Source organism: Flavobacterium sp. KH_035, from assembly GCF_057839565.1.
In genome coordinates this window covers 972,451-992,729 of record NZ_CM174492.1, presented here as the reverse complement: position 1 = coordinate 992,729, position 20,279 = coordinate 972,451, and the positions used below count along the sequence as shown (strand labels likewise).

General features: G+C 35.6%; 17 protein-coding genes. 13 read left to right on the top strand and 4 right to left on the bottom strand.

Going from position 1 to position 20,279, the window contains the following annotated elements; translation table 11 throughout:
• Positions 1-9: 9 nt before the first annotated feature.
• The 4 genes from radA to panC all read right to left on the bottom strand — a co-directional run bounded on the left by radA (position 10) and on the right by panC (position 4,172).
• Positions 10-1,371: a DNA repair protein RadA gene (radA, locus tag AC3IS6_RS04380; RefSeq protein ID WP_173964645.1), complete on the bottom strand. Its 1,362-nt coding sequence runs from the start codon at positions 1,369-1,371 to the stop codon at positions 10-12.
• Entirely contained in the window at positions 1,371-2,525 is a 1,155-nt protein-coding gene (locus tag AC3IS6_RS04375) for an alpha/beta hydrolase (RefSeq protein ID WP_489163829.1), read from the bottom strand. Before AC3IS6_RS04375 ends, radA begins: the two co-directional genes overlap by 1 nt.
• A 403-nt stretch (positions 2,526-2,928) precedes the next feature.
• Entirely contained in the window at positions 2,929-3,279 is a 351-nt protein-coding gene (panD, locus tag AC3IS6_RS04370) for an aspartate 1-decarboxylase (protein WP_017495920.1), read from the bottom strand.
• 14 nt (positions 3,280-3,293) lie between these two features.
• Positions 3,294-4,172, bottom strand: coding sequence for a pantoate--beta-alanine ligase (panC, locus tag AC3IS6_RS04365; RefSeq protein ID WP_263362204.1), 879 nt, complete (start codon positions 4,170-4,172; stop codon positions 3,294-3,296).
• A gap of 78 nt (positions 4,173-4,250) precedes the next feature.
• On the opposite strand from panC, the gene AC3IS6_RS04360 reads away from it, so the two are divergent.
• The 13 genes from AC3IS6_RS04360 (at position 4,251) to AC3IS6_RS04300 (ending at position 20,199) form a co-directional block, all read left to right on the top strand.
• Entirely contained in the window at positions 4,251-5,057 is an 807-nt protein-coding gene (locus tag AC3IS6_RS04360) for a glycogen/starch synthase (RefSeq protein WP_173964648.1), read from the top strand.
• 21 nt (positions 5,058-5,078) lie between these two features.
• Positions 5,079-6,710, top strand: a complete 1,632-nt coding sequence (gene bamH / locus AC3IS6_RS04355; RefSeq protein WP_489163825.1) for a BamH family beta-barrel-assembly machinery protein — start codon at positions 5,079-5,081, stop codon at positions 6,708-6,710.
• 10 nt (positions 6,711-6,720) lie between these two features.
• Positions 6,721-8,571, top strand: coding sequence for a glutamine--fructose-6-phosphate transaminase (isomerizing) (glmS, locus tag AC3IS6_RS04350; protein WP_489163823.1), 1,851 nt, complete (start codon positions 6,721-6,723; stop codon positions 8,569-8,571).
• Between the two features lie 343 nt (positions 8,572-8,914).
• Positions 8,915-9,439 carry a hypothetical protein gene (locus AC3IS6_RS04345; protein WP_489163822.1) on the top strand — a complete coding sequence of 175 codons (525 nt, stop codon included), beginning with the start codon at positions 8,915-8,917 and terminating at the stop codon, positions 9,437-9,439.
• 388 nt (positions 9,440-9,827) lie between these two features.
• On the top strand, positions 9,828-12,659 hold the full coding sequence (locus AC3IS6_RS04340; protein WP_489163820.1) for a TonB-dependent receptor domain-containing protein: 2,832 nt from the start codon (positions 9,828-9,830) through the stop codon (positions 12,657-12,659).
• Positions 12,660-12,745: 86 nt separating this feature from the next.
• Positions 12,746-14,272, top strand: coding sequence for an SGNH/GDSL hydrolase family protein (locus AC3IS6_RS04335; protein ID WP_489163818.1), 1,527 nt, complete (start codon positions 12,746-12,748; stop codon positions 14,270-14,272).
• Positions 14,273-14,503: 231 nt separating this feature from the next.
• Positions 14,504-16,015, top strand: a complete 1,512-nt coding sequence (gene atpD / locus AC3IS6_RS04330) for a F0F1 ATP synthase subunit beta (RefSeq protein WP_047777068.1) — start codon at positions 14,504-14,506, stop codon at positions 16,013-16,015.
• 92 nt (positions 16,016-16,107) lie between these two features.
• Entirely contained in the window at positions 16,108-16,389 is a 282-nt protein-coding gene (locus tag AC3IS6_RS04325) for a F0F1 ATP synthase subunit delta/epsilon (RefSeq protein ID WP_173965126.1), read from the top strand.
• 184 nt (positions 16,390-16,573) lie between these two features.
• Positions 16,574-17,710, top strand: a complete 1,137-nt coding sequence (locus tag AC3IS6_RS04320) for an aminotransferase class I/II-fold pyridoxal phosphate-dependent enzyme (protein WP_489163815.1) — start codon at positions 16,574-16,576, stop codon at positions 17,708-17,710.
• Between the two features lie 215 nt (positions 17,711-17,925).
• Entirely contained in the window at positions 17,926-18,123 is a 198-nt protein-coding gene (locus tag AC3IS6_RS04315; protein ID WP_489163814.1) for a hypothetical protein, read from the top strand.
• 97 nt (positions 18,124-18,220) lie between these two features.
• Positions 18,221-19,084: a TraB/GumN family protein gene (locus tag AC3IS6_RS04310; protein WP_489163812.1), complete on the top strand. Its 864-nt coding sequence runs from the start codon at positions 18,221-18,223 to the stop codon at positions 19,082-19,084.
• A 7-nt stretch (positions 19,085-19,091) separates the two neighbouring features.
• Positions 19,092-19,595, top strand: a complete 504-nt coding sequence (locus AC3IS6_RS04305) for an RNA polymerase sigma factor (protein ID WP_173965122.1) — start codon at positions 19,092-19,094, stop codon at positions 19,593-19,595.
• A complete protein-coding gene (locus AC3IS6_RS04300; RefSeq protein ID WP_263362189.1) occupies positions 19,585-20,199 on the top strand; it encodes a DUF485 domain-containing protein in 615 nt (204 codons plus the stop codon). Before AC3IS6_RS04305 ends, AC3IS6_RS04300 begins: the two co-directional genes overlap by 11 nt.
• Positions 20,200-20,279: the final 80 nt, after the last annotated feature.

Sequence of the window (20,279 nt, the reverse complement as noted above, 5' to 3'; positions counted from 1 at the left end):
TGTAAAAAATTAACCAAAAAGAATGCTGGCTACATCTTCGATTTTAGCCACAAGTTCAATTTTGATTCCGATATTTTTTAAAGCAATTTTATTGTATTTGGATACAAAGATAGTGGTGAATCCAAGTTTTTCGGCTTCCTGAATGCGTTGGTCGACACGGTTTACTGGACGAATTTCGCCCGAGAGTCCAACTTCGCCCGCGAAACAAAACCCTTTTGTTACCGGAATGTCTTCATTGGAAGATAAAATGGCGGCAACAACAGCTAAGTCAATAGCAGGATCATCAACAGAAATTCCGCCGGTAACATTAAGAAAGACGTCTTTGGCGCCTAAGCGAAATCCGGCTCTTTTTTCCAGAACTGCCAGAATCATGTTCAGTCTTTTAGCATTGTAGCCTGTCGTACTTCGTTGGGGAGTTCCGTAAACTGCGGTACTTACCAGTGATTGTATTTCGATCATCAAAGGACGCATGCCTTCGAGTGTAGTGGCAATTGCTGTTCCGGATAATTCCTCGTCTTTATGCGAAATTAGAATCTCTGAAGGGTTAGATACTTCGCGTAAGCCACTGCCTAACATTTCGTAAATTCCGAGTTCGGCAGTTGAACCAAAACGATTTTTTAACGAGCGTAAAATTCGGTATACATGATTTCGGTCGCCTTCAAACTGTAAGACAGTATCTACCATATGCTCAAGGATTTTTGGTCCGGCAATATTTCCGTCTTTGGTAATATGCCCGATTAAAATAACCGGAATATTGGTTTCTTTGGCAAATTTTATCAATTCAGCAGTTGTTTCCCTGATTTGAGAAATACTTCCTGCAGTTGATTCAATATAATCGGTGTGTAAAGTCTGAATCGAATCGATGATTACAATTTCAGGCTGTATTGCTTCAATTTGTTTGAAAATATTTTGTGTTTTGGTTTCTGTCAAAATGTAGCAATTGTCGCTGTTGGGAGTGATTCTCTCTGCACGCATTTTGATTTGTTTCTGGCTTTCTTCGCCGGAAACGTATAAAGTTTTATAAGGTAGTTTTAATGAAATTTGAAGCAAAAGTGTACTTTTTCCAATGCCTGGTTCACCGCCCAAAAGCGTCAGGGATCCGGGTACAATTCCGCCACCCAAAACACGGTTTAGTTCGCCGTCAGTAGTATTCATTCGGATTTCCTGTGCCGAATCAATTTCATTAATTTTTAAAGGACGCGGAGCCTTACCGTTTGAAGTGGGCTCGCTTTTCCAGGCTACTTTTTCCTGCTTCTGAATAATTTCCTCAGCAATAGTATTCCATTCTTTACAGGCATTGCATTGTCCTTGCCATTTGGCATATTGGGTCCCGCAGTTTTGGCAAAAAAAAGTAGTTTTAACTTTTGACATTATTTAGTAGTTTTTGCAAGTACATTCATCTGGTCCATTTTCTCGTACATCAAATCTTTATTCAAATCACCAATTGGTTCCATTTGAGAAGCATTTTGGTATTTTTTAGAAGCTCTTTTTGGGTCACCCATTTTCTCATACATAAGTCCTAGTTCATATTCTCCCAGCATGGCTTTTGGATAGTTTACATTTCCAATTTCAGCCATTTTGCCTAATTCGTCATAGGCGTTCTTTTTTAAAATGAGGTTTTCAATTACTTTAAAATCACTCATTCTCACTGGAATCTGAACTCCTAAAACTTTAGACATGGTGTTGTATTTGTTTTCTAAATAATCAGCATATCCGGTTTCCAGAACCGCAATTTTATTGTTGTATTCAGAGGAATTAATGGGTTTGTAAACATCGAAAATCTGATATAAGGCACTTGGAATTGCATGTAAAACCTGAGTGTAATGGGTTGTGCCCTTAAATAAATCGTATTTGTAATTTACTAACGGATTATTGGCGATTTTAATATTGCTGTCTAATTTTTCGATAGGTTCTTTGATTTTTTTATTGTCTCCATCGGCTACAGACAGATAGTAAAATAAAGGTTCTGTAGTTTTGGCCAGTTTTTCGGGAATTCTAATTTCCATTTTATTGGCAAGTTCAGGACTAAAAGCAATGTAAGCATTAAAAAGAGGCTGCTCTTTGTATAAATAAAAATTAATGAAACTTGCTGTTACATCGTGACCGGCAATAATTCTGAAAGGCGATGTACGGTATTTCTTTTCAATGTAAGGCACTAATTCGGCACCAACAAATTCAAAAAAACTAGCTCCTTTTTCAAAAGGAAGTCCAGTATTCTGATCAATCGTAGTATCGTCTTCGCGCTCGTCGTTTTTATTTTGATGAACACCAATAATAATCATCTCAGGTAAATCTCCCCAATAGGTACCATAGCTTATGGCGCCGGAGAATGGGTCGAATAAATAATCACCATCCAGTAAATATAAAACGGGATATTTCTTATCGGGATTGGCTTCGTAAGATTCCGGAAGGCCTATTGTTATTCTTCGTTCTTCTCCAAGCTTTTCGGATTTAATGTTGTCAAATTTTTTCTGCGAAAAGACAGAAATTGAAATTAAGGCAATTAGTAGGTAAACTTTTTTCATGAGTGGGGCATTTCAGTGAGTTAAAAAGTATTGTAATAGTGTAGCAATATAACATTTTATTTGCTTTTTTAGTATTGTAATCCGTTGGGTCGAATTTATTTTAACACATAGTTACATAGGTTTTGTATTTATAGAAAAGGCGTTTTACTTCATTTAAATACGCATATTTCTCTATGTGAAAGAAATGTGTTTCTTTCTTTCATTTTTTTTCCACCTAAGTAATCTATGTTTCTATGTCCTAAATCAATTTTTTGTTAATTATTGCAATCAGGTAGTAGTAAGAATTTTAAAAATAGCAAGCCCCTTTTGTTGTTAAAGTCAATATTGAATTTAAGCCAATAAATTACTGTTTGTGTCAAAAGATATTGAACAAACTAAATCGAATAAAGTGTAAAAGGAAAGATTAGGTTAGCGAATTATCATTTTCATTTGGAAAAATGATCCATGGTTTGAAAGTTTTAGCTTCTTCAAACTCCAGGGTTGCATAAGATATGATAATGATAATGTCGTCTTTTTGAACTTTTCTGGCAGCAGGTCCGTTCAGGGTTATTTCTCCTGAATTTTTCTCTCCTTTGATCGCGTAAGTTTCAAAACGTTCGCCATTATTGATGTTTACAATTGCTACTTTTTCGCCTTCAATGATGTTTGAAGCTTCCAGTAAAGTTTCATCAATAGTAATGCTGCCAATATAATTTAAATCAGCTCCGGTTACTTTTACTCGATGAATTTTAGATTTTATAACTTGAATTTGCATGGTGCAAAGGTAAATTAATTTAATGAAATGGTGTCAATCAACCTTATAGAATTAACAAATACCGCTATAAAGGCACGGTAGTTTTTGTCTTTGCTTTTGTGTTCTATAGGTAATAATGTGGATTCGTCAGCGATGACGAAATATTCGAGTTCAAATCGTTCGTTGTCTTTGAAAGAATTTTCTACAAATTGAATGGTTTCTTCAGAAGTGCCTTTCAGAAATATTTCTTTTGCTTCGGTCAAAACCTTGTAAATTATAGAAGCCTCTTTTCGTTCTTCAGGAGTTAGACGCTCGTTTCGTGAACTCATCGCGAGTTGATTGTCTTCTCTGAAAATAGGGCAGCCTACGACATTTACGGGTAAATGATTTTTTTCAACCATTTTTTTAACGATCTGCAATTGCTGAAAATCCTTTTCTCCAAAGTAAGCGTTGGTTGGAGTGACAATTTCAAACAAGCGTTTTACGATAGTTCCGACTCCGTTAAAATGACCTGGTCTGAATTTTCCTTCCATTTGGTTTTCTAAACCATCAAAATCAAAATCCTCAGAGATCGTATGGCCTTCATAAATATCATCGACAGTAGGAGCGTAAAGAATCATTTTATCACTTAAACCTCTCATTTTCTTTACATCTTCTTCTAGAGTACGCGGATACTTTTCAAGATCTTCAGGATTATTGAACTGGGTTGGGTTCACAAAAATACTCACGACGGTATCGTCATTTTCTTTAAGTGATCTTTGCATTAAAGCCAGATGCCCTTGGTGTAAAGCGCCCATTGTAGGTACAAATCCGATAGTAGAATTTGCGGTTTTGATAGTTTTTAAATAAGCTATCAAAGCTACTTTACCGTAGAAAATATGCATGGCAGTATTATTAAAATTTAGTGCAAACATAATATATTAGTTAATAACTGCATAAAATTTTGTAATTTTGCAACGTTTTTATTACCAAAAATTAAGTAAAATACTATTATGAAAGATAAGAGGATATTATATGTATCATCTGAAGTCGTGCCTTATTTGGCTGAAAATGAGGTTTCTTTAATGTCTTATGACGTTCCAAAAATGATTAACGATCAAGGAGGTCAAATAAGAATTTTCATGCCAAGATATGGGAATATTAACGAGAGAAGACACCAGTTACACGAAGTAATTAGACTTTCAGGAATGAACTTGGTAGTGAATGACTTAGATATGCCATTGATTATTAAAGTTGCTTCGATCCCGAAAGAAAGAATTCAGGTTTACTTTATTGATAATGATGAATATTTTAAGCGAAAAGCAACTTTTGCCGATGAAGAAGGGGTTTTGTATCCTGATAATGATGAAAGAGCTATCTTTTTTGCAAAAGGAGTTGTTGAAACAGTAAAAAAACTAAACTGGGTTCCGGATATTATCCACGTTCACGGTTGGCTGGCTTCGATGTTACCTATTTACATGAAGCACTATTATAAAAATGAGGCTTTATTTTCTGAGACTAAAATTGTAACCTCGGTTTACGGACAATCTTTTGATGAGAATCTGGATCTGGAGATGATTAATAAAGTGAAATTTGACGGAGTTCCGCATGAATCAGTTGCTGATTTGGAAGTTCCTAATTACGAAAATATCCTAAAAGCCAGTATATTGCATTCGGATGCTGTAATTATAGCTTCTGAGAATGTATCTCCAAGTTTAACAAAATTTATAGAATCTTCAGGAAAACCTTTTTTACCTTTCGCCACGAAAGATGCATTCGCTGAAGCGTATACAAATTTCTATAAAACAATGGGTCTTTAAATTTTAACTTTATTATTAAACATGTACAATACTTCTTTTATTAAGAAAATACTATTAGTTGCAACAGTTGTCCTTTTATATTCTTGCGATAAAGATTTTAATGCGATTGGTGATGGTTTGATCGGAGACGATCATTTTGGTCTGGAATCTGAAAAATATGATGTTTTAGCTTATAATCAGGAAGTAACCCCGATTCAGTCAAATGGAGCGGTAAATTATGGTTTAGGTATTTACGATAATACAGTTTTTGGTAGTACAACGGCCAGTTTTGCTACTCAGGTTAGTTTAGAAACCTATGCGCCTACTATTGGTGATGCGCCTGAAATAGTGAGTGTAGTACTTAGTGTTCCTTATTTTAATCATGTTAAAAGTACTGATCCTAGTGGTAATAGGACATTTGCGTTAGATTCTATTTACGGAGCTTCTAATGGGAAGATGAAACTTAGTGTGTATGAGTCTGGTGTTCAAATGCGTAATTCCTTTTTTGATGGAGGAGCACAATTTGCACAGCTGTATAATACAGATATGGACACAGATACAGGTGTAGCCGATTATATCAATTTTGATAAATCTAAAAAACCTTATGTGGCTCCGGGAAAGACTGAAGGAACTCCTTTAAACGATGATTCGGATATCACTCAAAATGAGCAGTTTTTCTTTAATGCAAGTGAGATTACGGATAAGAGTACAGATCCTACGACCGGTAAAGAAACAAGTACAAAAGTTGCCCCGGAAATGCGTTTGAACCTGAATAAAACTTTCTTTATGGATAAAATCCTTAAAGCTCCGGCTGCAAAATTGGCTTCTGCTGATGTTTTTCAGGAGTATTTCAGAGGATTATATTTTAAGGTGGAACGTTCAGGAACCAGTCCAGCCAATATGGCTTTGTTGAATTTTGCAACAGCAGGTAAAATTACGATCAAGTATAAGGTTAAGACGGTTATAACGACTGATCCGGATACAACGATGGAGGAGAAAACGATAACGATTAAGTTAACAGGTGCGTCAGCAGGTTTACTTAAGGAGGCTAAAGAAGCTGCTTATGCTAGTGTATTATCGAATCCAAATAATAAAACTGGTGACGACAGGCTTTATCTAAAAGGAGGACAGGGGTCATTGGCGGTGCTGGAACTTAATGGTTTTGGTGCTAAACTGGATGAAATCAGGTCGAAGAAATGGTTGGTTAATGAGGCTAATTTAATTTTTTCTATTGACACAGATAAAATGACAGGTTCTTACGAGCCTAAACGAATTTACTTGTATAATCTGGACGACAATGTACCTATCGCAGATTATTTGGTTGATGGAACTTCATCTAATCCGCTATTGAATAAAGCGGTATATAGCGGTATTATTAATGTAGATCCTACTACAAAAAGAGGAACAACTTATAAAATTAGATTAACGAATCACATTCGTAATATCATTAAGAATGCAACTGTGAAAAACGTAAAATTAGGTTTGGTAGTTACGGGAGATGCAAGTATAATATCTTCTAACAAATTAAAGCTAAAAAACAGCGTTATCTCAGAGGTACCAAGAGCTTCAGTAATTAGCCCGCTGGGGACTGTATTATTTGGAGGTACGTCAAGCGCAAATATCCCGACAGGGAAAAAATTACAGCTTGAAATTTACTACACGAAACCAAATTAATAATTAATATATGTGCGGAATTGTTGGATATATCGGTCATCGAGAGGCTTATCCTATTATTATAAAAGGATTAAAGCGACTTGAATACAGAGGATATGATAGTGCCGGTGTTATGTTGTATAATGCCGAGTCAGGGATAAAACTTTGTAAAACAAAAGGTAAAGTTTCGGATCTTGAGGTTAAAGCCAAAGAGAGTTTAGACGCAACCGGAAGCATAGGAATTGGACATACACGTTGGGCAACCCATGGTGTTCCAAATGATGTAAATTCACATCCGCATCTTTCTAATTCAGGAGAGCTGGTTATTATTCACAATGGAATTATTGAGAATTATGCACCGCTTAAAGAAGAATTAATAAAGAGAGGATATACTTTTAAATCAGATACAGATACAGAAGTTTTAGTGAACTTAATTGAAGAAGTTCAGAAAAATGAAGGTATAAAATTGGGTAAAGCAGTTCAGATTGCCTTAAATCAGGTAGTAGGAGCTTATGCAATTGCTGTTTTTGATAAAAAGAACCCAAATGAAATTGTAGCAGCCAGATTGGGTAGTCCATTGGCAATTGGTGTTGGAGAAGGAGAATATTTTATTGCTTCTGATGCTTCGCCTTTTATTGAGTACACTTCAAATGCGATCTATCTTGAAGATGGTGAAATGGCAAATATTAGATTGCACAAGCCGCTTAAAGTTAGAAAAATTAAAGACGACTCTTTAGTAGATCCTTATATTCAGCAGCTTCAGATGAACCTGGAGCAAATTGAAAAAGGAGGTTACGATCACTTCATGCTAAAAGAAATTTACGAGCAGCCAAGTGTTATAAAAGACACGTATAGAGGAAGACTTCATGCAAATGAAGGAATCGTTCAAATGGCTGGTGTTGAGGACAACTTAGAAAAGTTCCTTAATGCAAAAAGAATCTTAATTGTTGCTTGTGGTACTTCATGGCATGCTGGTTTAGTGGCAGAGTACATTTTTGAGGAGTTTACGAGAATTCCTGTTGAAGTAGAATATGCTTCAGAGTTTAGATATCGTAATCCAATCATCAACAAAGATGATGTAGTTATTGCAATCTCTCAATCGGGAGAAACTGCTGATACTATGGCGGCGATTAAATTGGCAAAAGAAAACGGTGCCTTTGTTTTTGGAGTTTGTAATGTAGTAGGTTCTTCTATTTCGAGAGAAAGTCATGCTGGTGCTTATACACACGCGGGGCCAGAAATTGGAGTAGCTTCAACAAAAGCATTTACAACTCAAATTACAGTTTTAACCATGATCGCATTGCGATTAGGTAAAGCTAAAGGAACCTTATCAAATACTGATTTTCATACCTATTTGCAGGAATTAGAGATAATCCCGGAAAAAGTAGCAGAGGCATTAGAAACTAACGACAGAGCAAAAGAAATTGCGGCTGCATTTAAAGATGCGCCAAATTGCTTGTACTTAGGACGTGGTTATAATTTCCCGGTAGCATTGGAAGGAGCATTAAAATTGAAAGAGATTTCTTATATCCATGCAGAAGGTTATCCTGCTGCCGAAATGAAGCACGGGCCAATTGCTTTGATTGACGAGCACATGCCGGTTATTGTTATTGCACCTAAACAAGGTCATTACGATAAAATCGTAAGTAACATTCAGGAAATCAAATCCAGAAGCGGTAAAATCATTGCCGTGGTTACCAAAGGTGATACACAAGTTCGTGAGTTAGCCGATTATGTAATTGAGATCCCTGAGACTTCAGATGCATTGTCTCCGCTGATTACAACAATACCTTTACAATTGCTTTCGTACTACATTGCAGTAATGAGAGGTTGTAACGTAGATCAGCCTCGTAACTTGGCAAAATCGGTTACGGTAGAATAGAACTTTTATTTAAAGTATATAAGTATTTAGAAATGCGAGGCTTAGGTCTCGCATTTTTTTTGTCGCAAATTTTGCGTGCTAGAAAGATAATTATTAGTTTGCGCGAAATTTTTTGAATTATTAAATAGGAAATTTTTACTGTTTTTGTTTAAACCCAATTTGAGAAGCGCTCTGACTTCGTAGTAAATAGATTTAAAGGTATAAGGTTTATGAAAAGACAAGGAGTAGATGTGTGGCTTTGGGATATAGAATCAATTATAATTTTTAAGAAAGAATATCTTTTAGTGACGAGGTGCTTTTTTGTGTTTACAACATTGGAACATTTAAAAAATAATATATAAATATGAAGAAAATGAAATTATTGATTAGTTGTCTGTTTTTAGTAGTATGTGTATCGGTATTCTCACAACAACTTAGCTATAGAAGTGGAGGAGTGGTTTACAACGATACCGAAAACAAAAAACTATCATCGAATGTAGTTCGTGCCTATTTAGACACCAATCCGGAAGCATTGTCACTTTATAACGTCGGGCGTAACAAAAAAACGTGGGGAAATGTACTTTTCTACGGAGGGAGCAGCCTTGTGGTTGCCAATTTAATAGTGGGTTTAACTGAGGATAATACCACAGTTTCATATCCCGGAAACGGATATAATCCTTCGATTAAATCTGAGCGTACCAGTTTTACAGCCGCGATTATTGGAGGTGCAATGATTATCGCTTCGATCCCTATTAAGATGGGGTATACTAGAAAGATTAAATCTGCCATTGCGAAACATAATGAAGGTTTGGTAGAAAATTATAAATCGGTTCCCAAAACTACTTTAATCGCAAGTGCTAATCAAATTGGCTTGAAGATTGAGTTTTAAGCAACTTGTTTGTATTTAATGGTTTGGGTATAAGGAATAATTATTGGCATTTTGTTTCGTTTCGATTGACAAAATAGTTGAATTATTAAAAATGTTAAAAAAGCGAGATTTTGATCTCGCTTTTTTTTATTGTCATATTTTTTTTATCGTCTGTGTATTTTTATTAAATCCTCATTTTTTTGGTTTAAAATAATATGTATGCATAGTAATTGAATTGCTGGAGGTGTAATATTTGATTTTAATTTAACAAAACAGTATTGATGAATAGTTAAAATATTGTGTAAAAATATAGTAAAAGTGAATTTTATTTAACATTTTTTTATACATATTGAAATTATTTGTATTTTGGTAGTATAAACTAAACAAAAACTAACCAAAAACTAACCAAATGAGAGTCTATTTATTAATTATGTTGTTTTTCAGCGGAATATCTTTTGCGCAGAATTCAATTACCGGTTCTGTGACTGATGGCAGTAAACAACCTATTCCCGGAGCCAACATTGTCGTAGTTGGAAGTTCAAACGGTGCTTCTACCGATTTTGACGGTACATTTAAGTTAAATACTTCTACGAAACTGCCTTTTAGCATTAAAGTTTCGGCTGTAGGTTTCGAATCTAAAACCATTAGTGTTACGGCTGCGAATCAAAAAATTAATGTAATTTTAAAGGATGAGGAAACCAAATTGAATGAAATTGTGGTTTCTGCTTCTAGAACTCCCGAAAGAGTGCTTGAGTCTCCGGTAACCATTGAAAGAATGGGAATTCAGGACATTAAGAAAACGGCCTCTCCTTCTTTTTATGATGGTCTGGAAAATTTAAAAGAGGTGCAGATGAATACCAGTAGTATGTCTTTTAAATCAATCAATACCAGAGGTTTTGCGACTGTAGCTAACACCCGTTTTATGCAATTGGTGGATGGTATGGACAATTCATCTCCGCTTTTGAACTTTGTTTTGGGGAATATGATTGGTGTTTCGGAGATTGATGTTCAGAGTGTTGAGTTGTTACCGGGTGCATCTTCTGCTTTGTACGGTGCAAATGCCTTTAACGGTATTATGTTTATGAATAGTAAAAGTCCTTTTACTTATCAGGGGGCATCAGCCTATTTTAAATACGGAGTGACTTCACAAAAAGCTGCCGGTACTAATAATTACTATGATTTTGGGATGCGTTTCGCACATGCGTTTAATAAATATTTTGCAGCCAAAGCAAATTTTACATATATGGAAGCTACTGATTGGTATGCTACAAATTATAATGACAAAACAATTCCCGGAATTGACAGAAGTAATATTAATTATGATGGAATCAATGTTTATGGTGACGAGGTTTCGACTAACTTAAAAGGGGTGGGGCAATCTCTGGCTGCTTTAGGGTTGCTTCCTGCTTCGGCTGTGAATTTATTGCCGAATAAAAATGTGAGCAGAACAGGTTACAACGAAGTTGATCTTACGAATAACAAAGCAGGAAATACTAAGATTGATTTTTCTTTTCATGGACGACCTTTTGGTGATGAACGATTGGAAATTATCTGGCAAAGTAAATTTGGTTTCGGAAATGCCGTTTATCAGGGAGCTAATCGATATTACTTGAATAACTTTTTTATGCAGCAGCACAAAATTGAATTCAAAGGAAAGAATTTCTTTGTGAGAGGGTATACTACTACAGAAGATGGAGGAGATTCTTATGATATGGCTTTTACCGGAATTAATATAAACAGAAAATGGAAAGACGATAAAACCTGGTTTGGTCAGTATGCGGGAGCTTACGTTCAGGCTACTTTAGGAGGAGCAACTCCTGAACAGGCACATGCGGCAGGAAGAACTACAGCAGATACAGGTCGTTTTTTGCCGGGCACGTCAGCGTTTAAGAATGCTTTTAGTCAGGTAATTGATGATGAAAGTGTACTAACGGGTTCAAAACTGGTAGATAATTCAAAAATTTACCATTCAGATGCAAACTATAACTTTAAAGATTTGATAAAGTTTGCTGAAATTCAGGTTGGTGGATCGTTTAGATTGTATGAGTTAAACTCTCATGGAAGAATTTACACTGATGGTAATAGCGGTATTAATTATACAGATTATGGTGCATATACGCAGTTGGTAAAGAAATTTATGGAAGACAGACTGAAATTTACAGGTTCTATTCGTTACGACAAATCTAAAAATTTCGATGGTAATTTCTCGCCTAGAGTTTCCTTTGTATATTCTGGAGGGGAGAAAAAAAATCATAATTTCAGAGCATCGTTCCAAACAGGTTTCAGAAACCCGTCTACACAGGATCAGTATATAGGTTTTAATGTGGGAAGTGCAGTATTGATAGGTTCTGCTCCGGATAACTTATTGCGTTACACTGAAACATTGCCTGTTTCGACAACGACAGGTCAGGCTTTTGCAGGAGGACCAACTGTTGTAATGACTGGTCTGAATGCATATGGTAATTCGTACACAGCAAGTTCAGCCAGTGCTTTTGCTGCTTTGGCAGGAAGTAATCCTGTAGCTGCGGCAGCACTTTTGAGAAAAACAAATGTAAACTATGTAAGACCAGAGGAAGTTAAGGCATTTGAATTGGGATATCGTTCTTTTATCAATGATGTTTCGGTAGATCTTAATGCTTACTATAATATTTACAACCATTTTATTGGGAATTTAAATGTTGTGGCTCCTTTTTATGGTACAGCACAAGATGCGCCAAATCCTTTAGCCGGGCCTACAGATTCTGGTTTTCAGACGCTTCATGCGCTTCAAAGTGGAAATATAAGAGCTTATCAGCTGTATACTAATACAGATGTTGAAATCAAATCGTTTGGGTTTGGAGTAGGTCTTTCTAAAAAAGTGATTGCTAATTTTGAATTAGGAGTAAATTATAATTATGCTCAGTTTGATTTTGATCAGGCAAAAGATCCAAGTTTTGAAGCTGGTTTTAATACACCAAAACACAGAGTTAAAGTATCTCTTGGAAATGATAAATTGTTTGAGAACTTCGGGTTCAATGTGAGTGGAAGATGGAATAGTGAATACAAATGGGAATCAACTTTTGCGGATGGTATCATTAAAGAAGCAACCGTAATTGATGCGCAGATTAATTATGGGCTTCCAAAATTAAAATCACTTTTCAAATTAGGGGCCTCAAATATTGGAGGAAAAGAATATGCTCAGGTACTTGGTGCAGGATATATTGGGCAGCAGTATTTTGTTTCCTGGACAATCAATCCGTAATTTGAAGTAATAGACGAAACAAAACTTATTATTTGCTTTTCCGAATACAATATTCAGAAAAGGATAATTATAAAATATAGTAGATCATGGTAAAAAATTTAAAATGGCTGTTTTTGGTTTCAGTAACCTTTATGGCTTGTAATAGTGATGATTCGGTAACGGTGTCAGATTCATCTGATGGACAGCCGTTAACTTCGGGGCAGGCGAATTTTTCAAAATATGTTGCGTTGGGGGATTCTTTCGCGGCAGGTTTTTCAGACAATGCTTTGTTTAAGGCCGGTCAGACAAATGCATACCCTAATATTTTAGCACAGCAATTTGCATTGGTAGGTGGTGGAGCTTTTACGACTCCTTTTATGGCCGATAATATTGGAGGGTTTTCCTCCGGTGGTGTTCAGGTACCTAGTTTAGGGGTTAGATTGTATTTAGATGTAGCAACAAGTACTCCGGTTCCTGTTAGTGGTGTTTCGGGTACAGATATAAGTGCACGTTTGACAGGAGCTTTCAGTAATTTAGGAATTCCGGGGGCAAAAGCAACTCATTTGGCATTTGCAGGATACGCCAGCGCTAATCCTTATTTTGGAAGGATTGCTTCTTCGGCTTCAGCAACGGTTTTAGGCGATGCTTTAGCGCAGAATCCTACTTTTTTCTCTTTATGGATTGGTGGTAACGATGTTTTAGGTTATGCCACGTCAGGAGGAGACGGAACAAATCCGATTACAGATCCGGCTACTTTTGATGCTGTTTATAAAAATCTGGCAACAGAATTGTCTAAGAATGGAAGAAAAGGTGTAGTTGCAAATTTACCGGACATAAGTACATTGCCTCACTTTACAACAGTTCCTTATAATCCATTAACCATTTCTGTTTTAGGTAATGGAAGTACGGCTGTTGGAACAGCAACAATCAATGCGCTTAACGCACAATTATACGGTCCGTTGAAAAGCGCCTTAAATTATCTTGGAGTTACGGATAGAATTGATTTACTATCGCTAACTGCAGCAAATCCTTTGCTGATAAAAGATGAAACTCTTACTAATTTATCTGCACAGCTTACTGCAGTACTTACACCGTCAGTAGGAGCACAGACTGCGGCCTTTTATGGTACTGTTTTCGGTCAGGCGCGTCAGGCTAAAGTTGCTGATTTGGTGCTTCTGACTACCAGAACTGCCATTGGAACGGCACCTACGGCTGCAAACTCAGGAATTGGAATGGCGCCTCCGGCTCCACTGGATAAATTTGGAATTACATATCCATTGCAGGATAAGTTTGTCTTGATACCAAAAGAGATAGCCGATATTAAAACGGCTACAGCATCCTATAATCTAACAATTAAAGCGGCTCAGGAAGCAAATGGTCTGGCTTTGGTAGATGCTGACGGGCTGATGAAACAGTTGTCTACCGCAAATGGAGTTTCTGTAGATGGTTATACTTTGACAAGTACATTTGTTACCGGAGGAGTATTCTCTTTAGATGGTGTTCATCCTTCGGCAAGAGGTTATGCTTTTATTGCTAATAAATTTATTGAGGCAATTAATGCAAAATACGGTTCAAATTTAAAAGGAGTTGATGTTGGTAATTATCAGATCCTTTATCCTAAAGTTATAAATTAAAACTTGTTTTTCTAAAATAGAGCCACTTGCTTTCACAATGCAGTGGCTTTTTTTATGCGGTTAAAAAATGCTATTTTCGGTATTTGAGGCCTGACTTTTAAGAATCAAACAAAATCGTAGTATTTTTTATAAAAAAAATATTGATTTTATATTTTAAAAAATTATCTTTGCGCTCTGAAAAAAGAGGTATTTTCGATAAACCTAAATAGCTATTTAATAAATACATAAGTAATGTCAAAAGTAATAGGAAAAGTTGCTCAAATCATTGGACCAGTAGTTGACGTAGTTTTCAACGGTAAGGATGTTGAACTTCCAAAAATTTATGATTCACTAGAAATCACTAAAAAAGACGGAACATTGTTAGTTCTAGAAGTACAATCTCACATTGGAGAAAACACTGTTCGTACAATCTCTATGGACTCTACAGACGGTTTGTCTAGAGGATATGAAGTAGTTGGAACTGGAAATCCAATCCAAATGCCAATCGGTCCAGACGTATATGGACGTTTATTTAATGTAATTGGAGATGCAATTGATGGTTTAGGAAACTTGCCTAAAACAGGTGAAAACGGTTTGTCTATTCACAGACAAGCTCCTAAATTTGAAGATTTGTCAACTTCATCAGAAGTTTTATTCACAGGTATCAAAGTAATCGATTTGATCGAGCCTTATGCAAAAGGTGGTAAAATTGGATTGTTTGGTGGTGCAGGTGTTGGTAAAACAGTATTGATCCAGGAGTTGATTAATAATATTGCAAAAGGTCACGGTGGACTTTCAGTATTCGCAGGAGTAGGAGAAAGAACACGTGAAGGAAATGACTTACTTCGTGAGATGTTAGAGTCAGGAATTATTAAATATGGTGATGATTTCATGCACTCTATGGAAAATGGAGGATGGGATTTATCTAAAGTAGATATGCCAGGAATGAGAGAGTCTAAAGCTACTTTCGTTTTCGGACAAATGAATGAGCCTCCTGGAGCTCGTGCTCGTGTAGCACTTTCGGGATTATCTATCGCTGAGTATTTCCGTGATGGAGCTGGAACTGATCAAGGTAAAGACGTATTGTTTTTTGTTGATAACATCTTCCGTTTTACACAAGCAGGTTCTGAGGTATCAGCACTTTTAGGACGTATGCCTTCTGCAGTAGGATACCAACCAACTTTGGCAACAGAGATGGGAGCTATGCAAGAGCGTATTACTTCTACAAACAAAGGATCTATTACATCTGTACAGGCGGTTTACGTTCCTGCGGATGACTTAACTGACCCGGCACCAGCAACAACGTTTGCTCACTTAGATGCAACAACGGTATTGTCTCGTAAAATTGCTGAGTTAGGTATTTATCCTGCGGTTGACCCGTTAGATTCTACTTCAAGAATTTTGACTCCTCAAATCTTAGGAAATGAGCATTATGATTGTGCACAAAGAGTAAAAGAAATTCTTCAAAAATACAAACAATTGCAAGATATTATTGCGATTCTTGGTATGGAAGAATTATCTGAAGAAGATAAATTATCAGTATCAAGAGCACGTCGTGTTCAACGTTTCTTATCTCAGCCATTCCACGTAGCGGAGCAATTTACAGGTATTCCTGGAGTATTGGTTGATATTAAAGATACTATCAAAGGATTCAATATGATTATCGACGGTGAGTTAGATCATCTTCCTGAAGCAGCTTTCAACTTGAAAGGTTCTATTCAGGATGCTATCGAAGCTGGAGAAAAAATGTTAGCTGAAGCATAATCAAGCATAGCTTGACAAACATCAAAAAATAAAAATTCCAAATTCCAAAATTGGGATTTGGGATTTTATAATTTGGAATTTAAAAAAAAGTTATGATTTTAGATATAGTATCACCAGAAGCAAAATTATTTTCAGGAGAAGTAACATCGGTTACATTGCCTGGAGTTGATGGAAGCTTTCAAATATTGAATAATCACGCTCCTATTGTCTCTATTCTGGAAAAAGGAACTATTAAAATTGCTTCTGCAAAGTTTAATTTTTCTAAAGAAGTAGCGAGTAAATTCACAAAAGTAAACGATCAAACCTATACATTAGAGATTGCATCAGGTACTGTTGAAATGAAAGATAATAAAGTAATTGTTTTAGTTGACTAATACAATTTCAGAATAAATTGAAAAGGCCTCAAGTAATTGAGGCCTTTTTTTATGCTTTAATTTGTATTTTTTGACTATTAAAAGAATGCTGCTTTCGCAAGTATAATTTTGATAATTGAAAGGGAATGACAGGCAGTATTAGCCGTGCTGTTTATTTTGCAATCAATTTCATAACTTTGCTTTTATGAAATTACCCGAAAACCTGAATCAGAAATTAGAGATACGAAAACAGAATAACTCGCTTAGAAAACTACCTGCGTTTAATAATTTGGTCGATTTTTCGTCTAATGACTATATCGGTTTTTCAAAATCAGAATCTATTTTTAAGTATACTCATGCTTATTTGCTGGAAAATGAAATATTTCAGAATGGTGCTACTGGTTCGAGATTAATTTCGGGGAACCATTCCTTATATCACATTACAGAAACGTTTATTGCAGAATTTCATGACGCTGAGTCGGCTTTAATCTTTAATTCGGGTTATGATGCCAATGTTGGTTTTTTTAGCGCTGTACCGCAGCGTAATGATGTGATTTTGTATGATGAATTAAGTCATGCTTCTATTCGTGACGGGATCATAATGTCTAATGCAAAATCGTATAAGTTCAATCACAATGATTTTGAAGATCTGGAACGGCTTATTCAAAAGTTTCTGGATACGAATGTTTATATTGTTACGGAAACCGTCTTTTCTATGGATGGTGATAGTCCAAATCTAGAGGAGTTAGTAGTGTTGTCGGAGAAATACAATTGCTATTTGGTAGTTGATGAGGCACATACTTTGGGAGTTTTTGGAGACAAAGGTGAGGGGCTAATGCAATATCAGAAATTGCATGACAAAATCTTTGCACGAATCATGACTTTCGGCAAAGGTTTAGGCTGTCATGGTGCCGTAGTCTTAGGAGGTTCTGATCTTAAAGAATATCTGGTAAACTTCGCCAGAAGCTTTATTTATACTACCGGACTTTCTCCACATTCTGTTGCTACAATTTTAATTGCCTACCAACAATTGGAATTGGAAAAAGTAACAATTGAAAAGTTACGTCAGAACATAGTGTTTTTCAATCAACAAAAAAACTTGTTAGGGCTAAAGCCAATGTTTGTTCGGAGTAAATCGGCTATTCAGTCGGCGATTGTTCCGGGAAATGAAAATGTAAAGCGATTGGCAAAACAGCTTCAGGACAAAGGTTTCGATGTAAAACCTATACTTTCTCCAACCGTTCCGGAAGGTCAGGAACGTTTACGCTTTTGTATTCATAGTTATAATTCAGAACAGGAAATCAACCAGATTTTAGAATTGTTAGGGAATTTCGTATTTTAAAACTTGGTGTTTCACAAAGAATCGCAAAGTCGTCACAGAGCTTCACAAAGTTATTTTGTTGGGCACTTTTTTTGTATTTCTGTGAAACTATAAATGATTAAAAAAACTTCGGCTCCCCCTTTGTTTATGGGTTTCTTTAAAAAAGTTTAGAATTTTTTGTAACGTTTTGATTGTTTGATTACTTACGAGTCGTAATCAAATAAACCAAAATAATTATGAAAACAACTTCAATATCAGTTACCGAAAAAGTGTTCAACTTCGTATTTGTCTTTGCTGCTTCTGCAGGACTTGGCTATTCTTTAGTGAATCAGTTTATTTTAGATAAACCGGATAAAGAATTATTGCTAATTATGATTTGCCTCTTCTTTGCTTCAATGGCATCTTGGCAGAGAGAAAAATACAGCAAATCGTAATAGGTATTCTATCGATCATCAAAGTACAATCAATCAATCAAACTAAATCAAATCAATCAAATCAAATCAATCAAATCATCATCAATCAATCAACAAAATGAAAAATTTATTTACATCAGCAATCGCAGCAATCGTATTAATTTTTAACGGAACAGCACAAGCACAGGTAGAATCTTCAAAACTTGAAAATTCGCTTTTATGGGAAGTATCAGGGAAAGGATTGACGAAGCCATCGTATTTGTACGGAACAATTCATACCATATGTTCAAAAGATTATTTTCTGTCTGAAAAGACGAAGAAGGCATTTGAAGCTTCTAACGAATTAGTTTTAGAAATTGATTTTGCAGATCCAAAAGAAATGGCTGATATGCAGCAGCTGGCTTTGGGTAAAGAGCCTTTGAGTAAGAAATTGAGCCCGGAACAACTTGCAAAATTAGATGTAATTCTGCAAAGAGCAACCGGAATGGGTGTAAAACAGGTAGATGCCTTGAGTCTGGCTACGGTAATGAGCCTGATTTCTGTCAAAAGTTTTGGCTGTGATGATGTTAAGCTTTATGAAATGGAATTTATCGAGAAAGCCAAGAAAAGAAATATTGAAATTGGGGGGTTGGAAACGGTAAAAAGCCAGATGAAAATACTCGAAAATGCCTATACAGATGATGAATTGATTGAGATGCTGGGTGAGTTAAATGCTTCGGAAACTGCTAAGTCGGTATCACTTTATAAAAGTGAAAATATTATTGGGCTGTATGAGGTCACTACTAATGAAAGAATGTCAAGTGAAAAAACAAATAAGGTTATCTTAGACCAGAGAAATATCAATTGGGTAAAGAGTATGCCGGAATTGATGAAAAAAGAGAGTGTCTTTTTTGCTGTAGGATCGGCACATTTGGGAGGTGAGTACGGAGTAATTAATTTATTAAGAAAAGCAGGGTATAAGGTAAAACCAATAATGAACTAAGATTATTTTGAAAGAGAAAGAACAAGAATTTTTAAATCGGATCGAAAGTCATAAGGGAATACTTTACAAAGTTTCTAAGATGTACATGGATAATCCTGACGATCAACAGGATTTGTTTCAGGAAATTATTTGCCAGCTTTGGAAATCGTATGATTCTTTTAGAAATGAAAGTCAGTTTTCGACCTGGATGTATCGTGTAGCAGTGAATACAGCCATTGTTTTTCTGAAAAAGGAAAAGCGAAAGGTTGATAAGTACGAAATCGCCTCTGAGAATATTAAAGAAGATGAAGGTGATTCGCAGATTAAAGAAAGTCAGATTGATCATTTTTATAAAGCGGTTCAAAAACTCGAAAAAATTGATAAAGCGATCATTTTTTATCAATTGGAAGGTTTCTCTCATAAAGAGATTGGTGAGAATTTAGGAATTTCAGAAGGAAATGCCAGAGTGAAATTAAACAGAGCCAAAGAAAAATTAAAAGAAATAATTAAAAATCAGGGATATGGATTTTAACGATATACAAAACGCATGGAATAATGAAAAGACTGAAAATGTTGTTGTTCCAAATAATTTAGAAAAAATACAATCGGCAAGTATGCCTTTGGACAGGATTAGAAAAAGTTTAAGAATGGAGTTTTTCATTCAAATTTTATCCTTGGTGATCATAGGTCTTTTGCCAGTACACAGTAAATTTCCATCGAACTTAGTAGTGCCTTACTATTTTATATTCGGAATATTAGTTGCTATATGCATCTATTATTTAACGCAGCTTTTTTTGTTCTATAGAAGATTAGATAAGGTCGCATTGAAAACTAAAGACAGTCTATACGAAACATATCTTGATATCAGGCTTAATATGCAGCTTTATAAGACTTTTACTTTTTCATTATCGCCTTTTTTTCTAATCTATTTCTTTGGATTTATTCTTTACGAAATGCCAGATTTTACACAGATCTTAAATGAGGGTTTTGCTAACAGGAAATTAGGATTGATTGTGCTTGTTTTTGTACTAACGATCTTAATGATAGGAGTGTTTACCGAATGGTGGGTGCATCACTATTATGGAAAGTATGCTAAGGAAATCCGAAAAGTTATAGACGAACTGAAAGAAGAATAAAAAATAACAAACCCATCTCAATGATGGGTTTTGTTTTTTATTGGTATTTTTGCATAAATTATGAAACGGATATTCACTTT

Excerpts from the sequence above, each read along its gene's own strand:
- AC3IS6_RS04345 (WP_489163822.1), top strand. The coding sequence starts at position 8,915 with ATGAAGAAAATGAAATTATTGATTAGTTGTCTGTTTTTAGTAGTATGT.
- AC3IS6_RS04300 (WP_263362189.1), top strand. The coding sequence starts at position 19,585 with ATGGATTTTAACGATATACAAAACGCATGGAATAATGAAAAGACTGAA.
- atpD (WP_047777068.1), top strand. The coding sequence starts at position 14,504 with ATGTCAAAAGTAATAGGAAAAGTTGCTCAAATCATTGGACCAGTAGTT.
- AC3IS6_RS04325 (WP_173965126.1), top strand. The coding sequence starts at position 16,108 with ATGATTTTAGATATAGTATCACCAGAAGCAAAATTATTTTCAGGAGAA.
- panC (WP_263362204.1), bottom strand. The coding sequence starts at position 4,172 with ATGTTTGCACTAAATTTTAATAATACTGCCATGCATATTTTCTACGGT.
- AC3IS6_RS04310 (WP_489163812.1), top strand. The coding sequence starts at position 18,221 with ATGAAAAATTTATTTACATCAGCAATCGCAGCAATCGTATTAATTTTT.
- panD (WP_017495920.1), bottom strand. The coding sequence starts at position 3,279 with ATGCAAATTCAAGTTATAAAATCTAAAATTCATCGAGTAAAAGTAACC.
- AC3IS6_RS04315 (WP_489163814.1), top strand. The coding sequence starts at position 17,926 with ATGAAAACAACTTCAATATCAGTTACCGAAAAAGTGTTCAACTTCGTA.
- AC3IS6_RS04360 (WP_173964648.1), top strand. The coding sequence starts at position 4,251 with ATGAAAGATAAGAGGATATTATATGTATCATCTGAAGTCGTGCCTTAT.
- glmS (WP_489163823.1), top strand. The coding sequence starts at position 6,721 with ATGTGCGGAATTGTTGGATATATCGGTCATCGAGAGGCTTATCCTATT.
- AC3IS6_RS04340 (WP_489163820.1), top strand. The coding sequence starts at position 9,828 with ATGAGAGTCTATTTATTAATTATGTTGTTTTTCAGCGGAATATCTTTT.
- bamH (WP_489163825.1), top strand. The coding sequence starts at position 5,079 with ATGTACAATACTTCTTTTATTAAGAAAATACTATTAGTTGCAACAGTT.
- AC3IS6_RS04320 (WP_489163815.1), top strand. The coding sequence starts at position 16,574 with ATGAAATTACCCGAAAACCTGAATCAGAAATTAGAGATACGAAAACAG.
- AC3IS6_RS04375 (WP_489163829.1), bottom strand. The coding sequence starts at position 2,525 with ATGAAAAAAGTTTACCTACTAATTGCCTTAATTTCAATTTCTGTCTTT.
- radA (WP_173964645.1), bottom strand. The coding sequence starts at position 1,371 with ATGTCAAAAGTTAAAACTACTTTTTTTTGCCAAAACTGCGGGACCCAA.
- AC3IS6_RS04335 (WP_489163818.1), top strand. The coding sequence starts at position 12,746 with ATGGTAAAAAATTTAAAATGGCTGTTTTTGGTTTCAGTAACCTTTATG.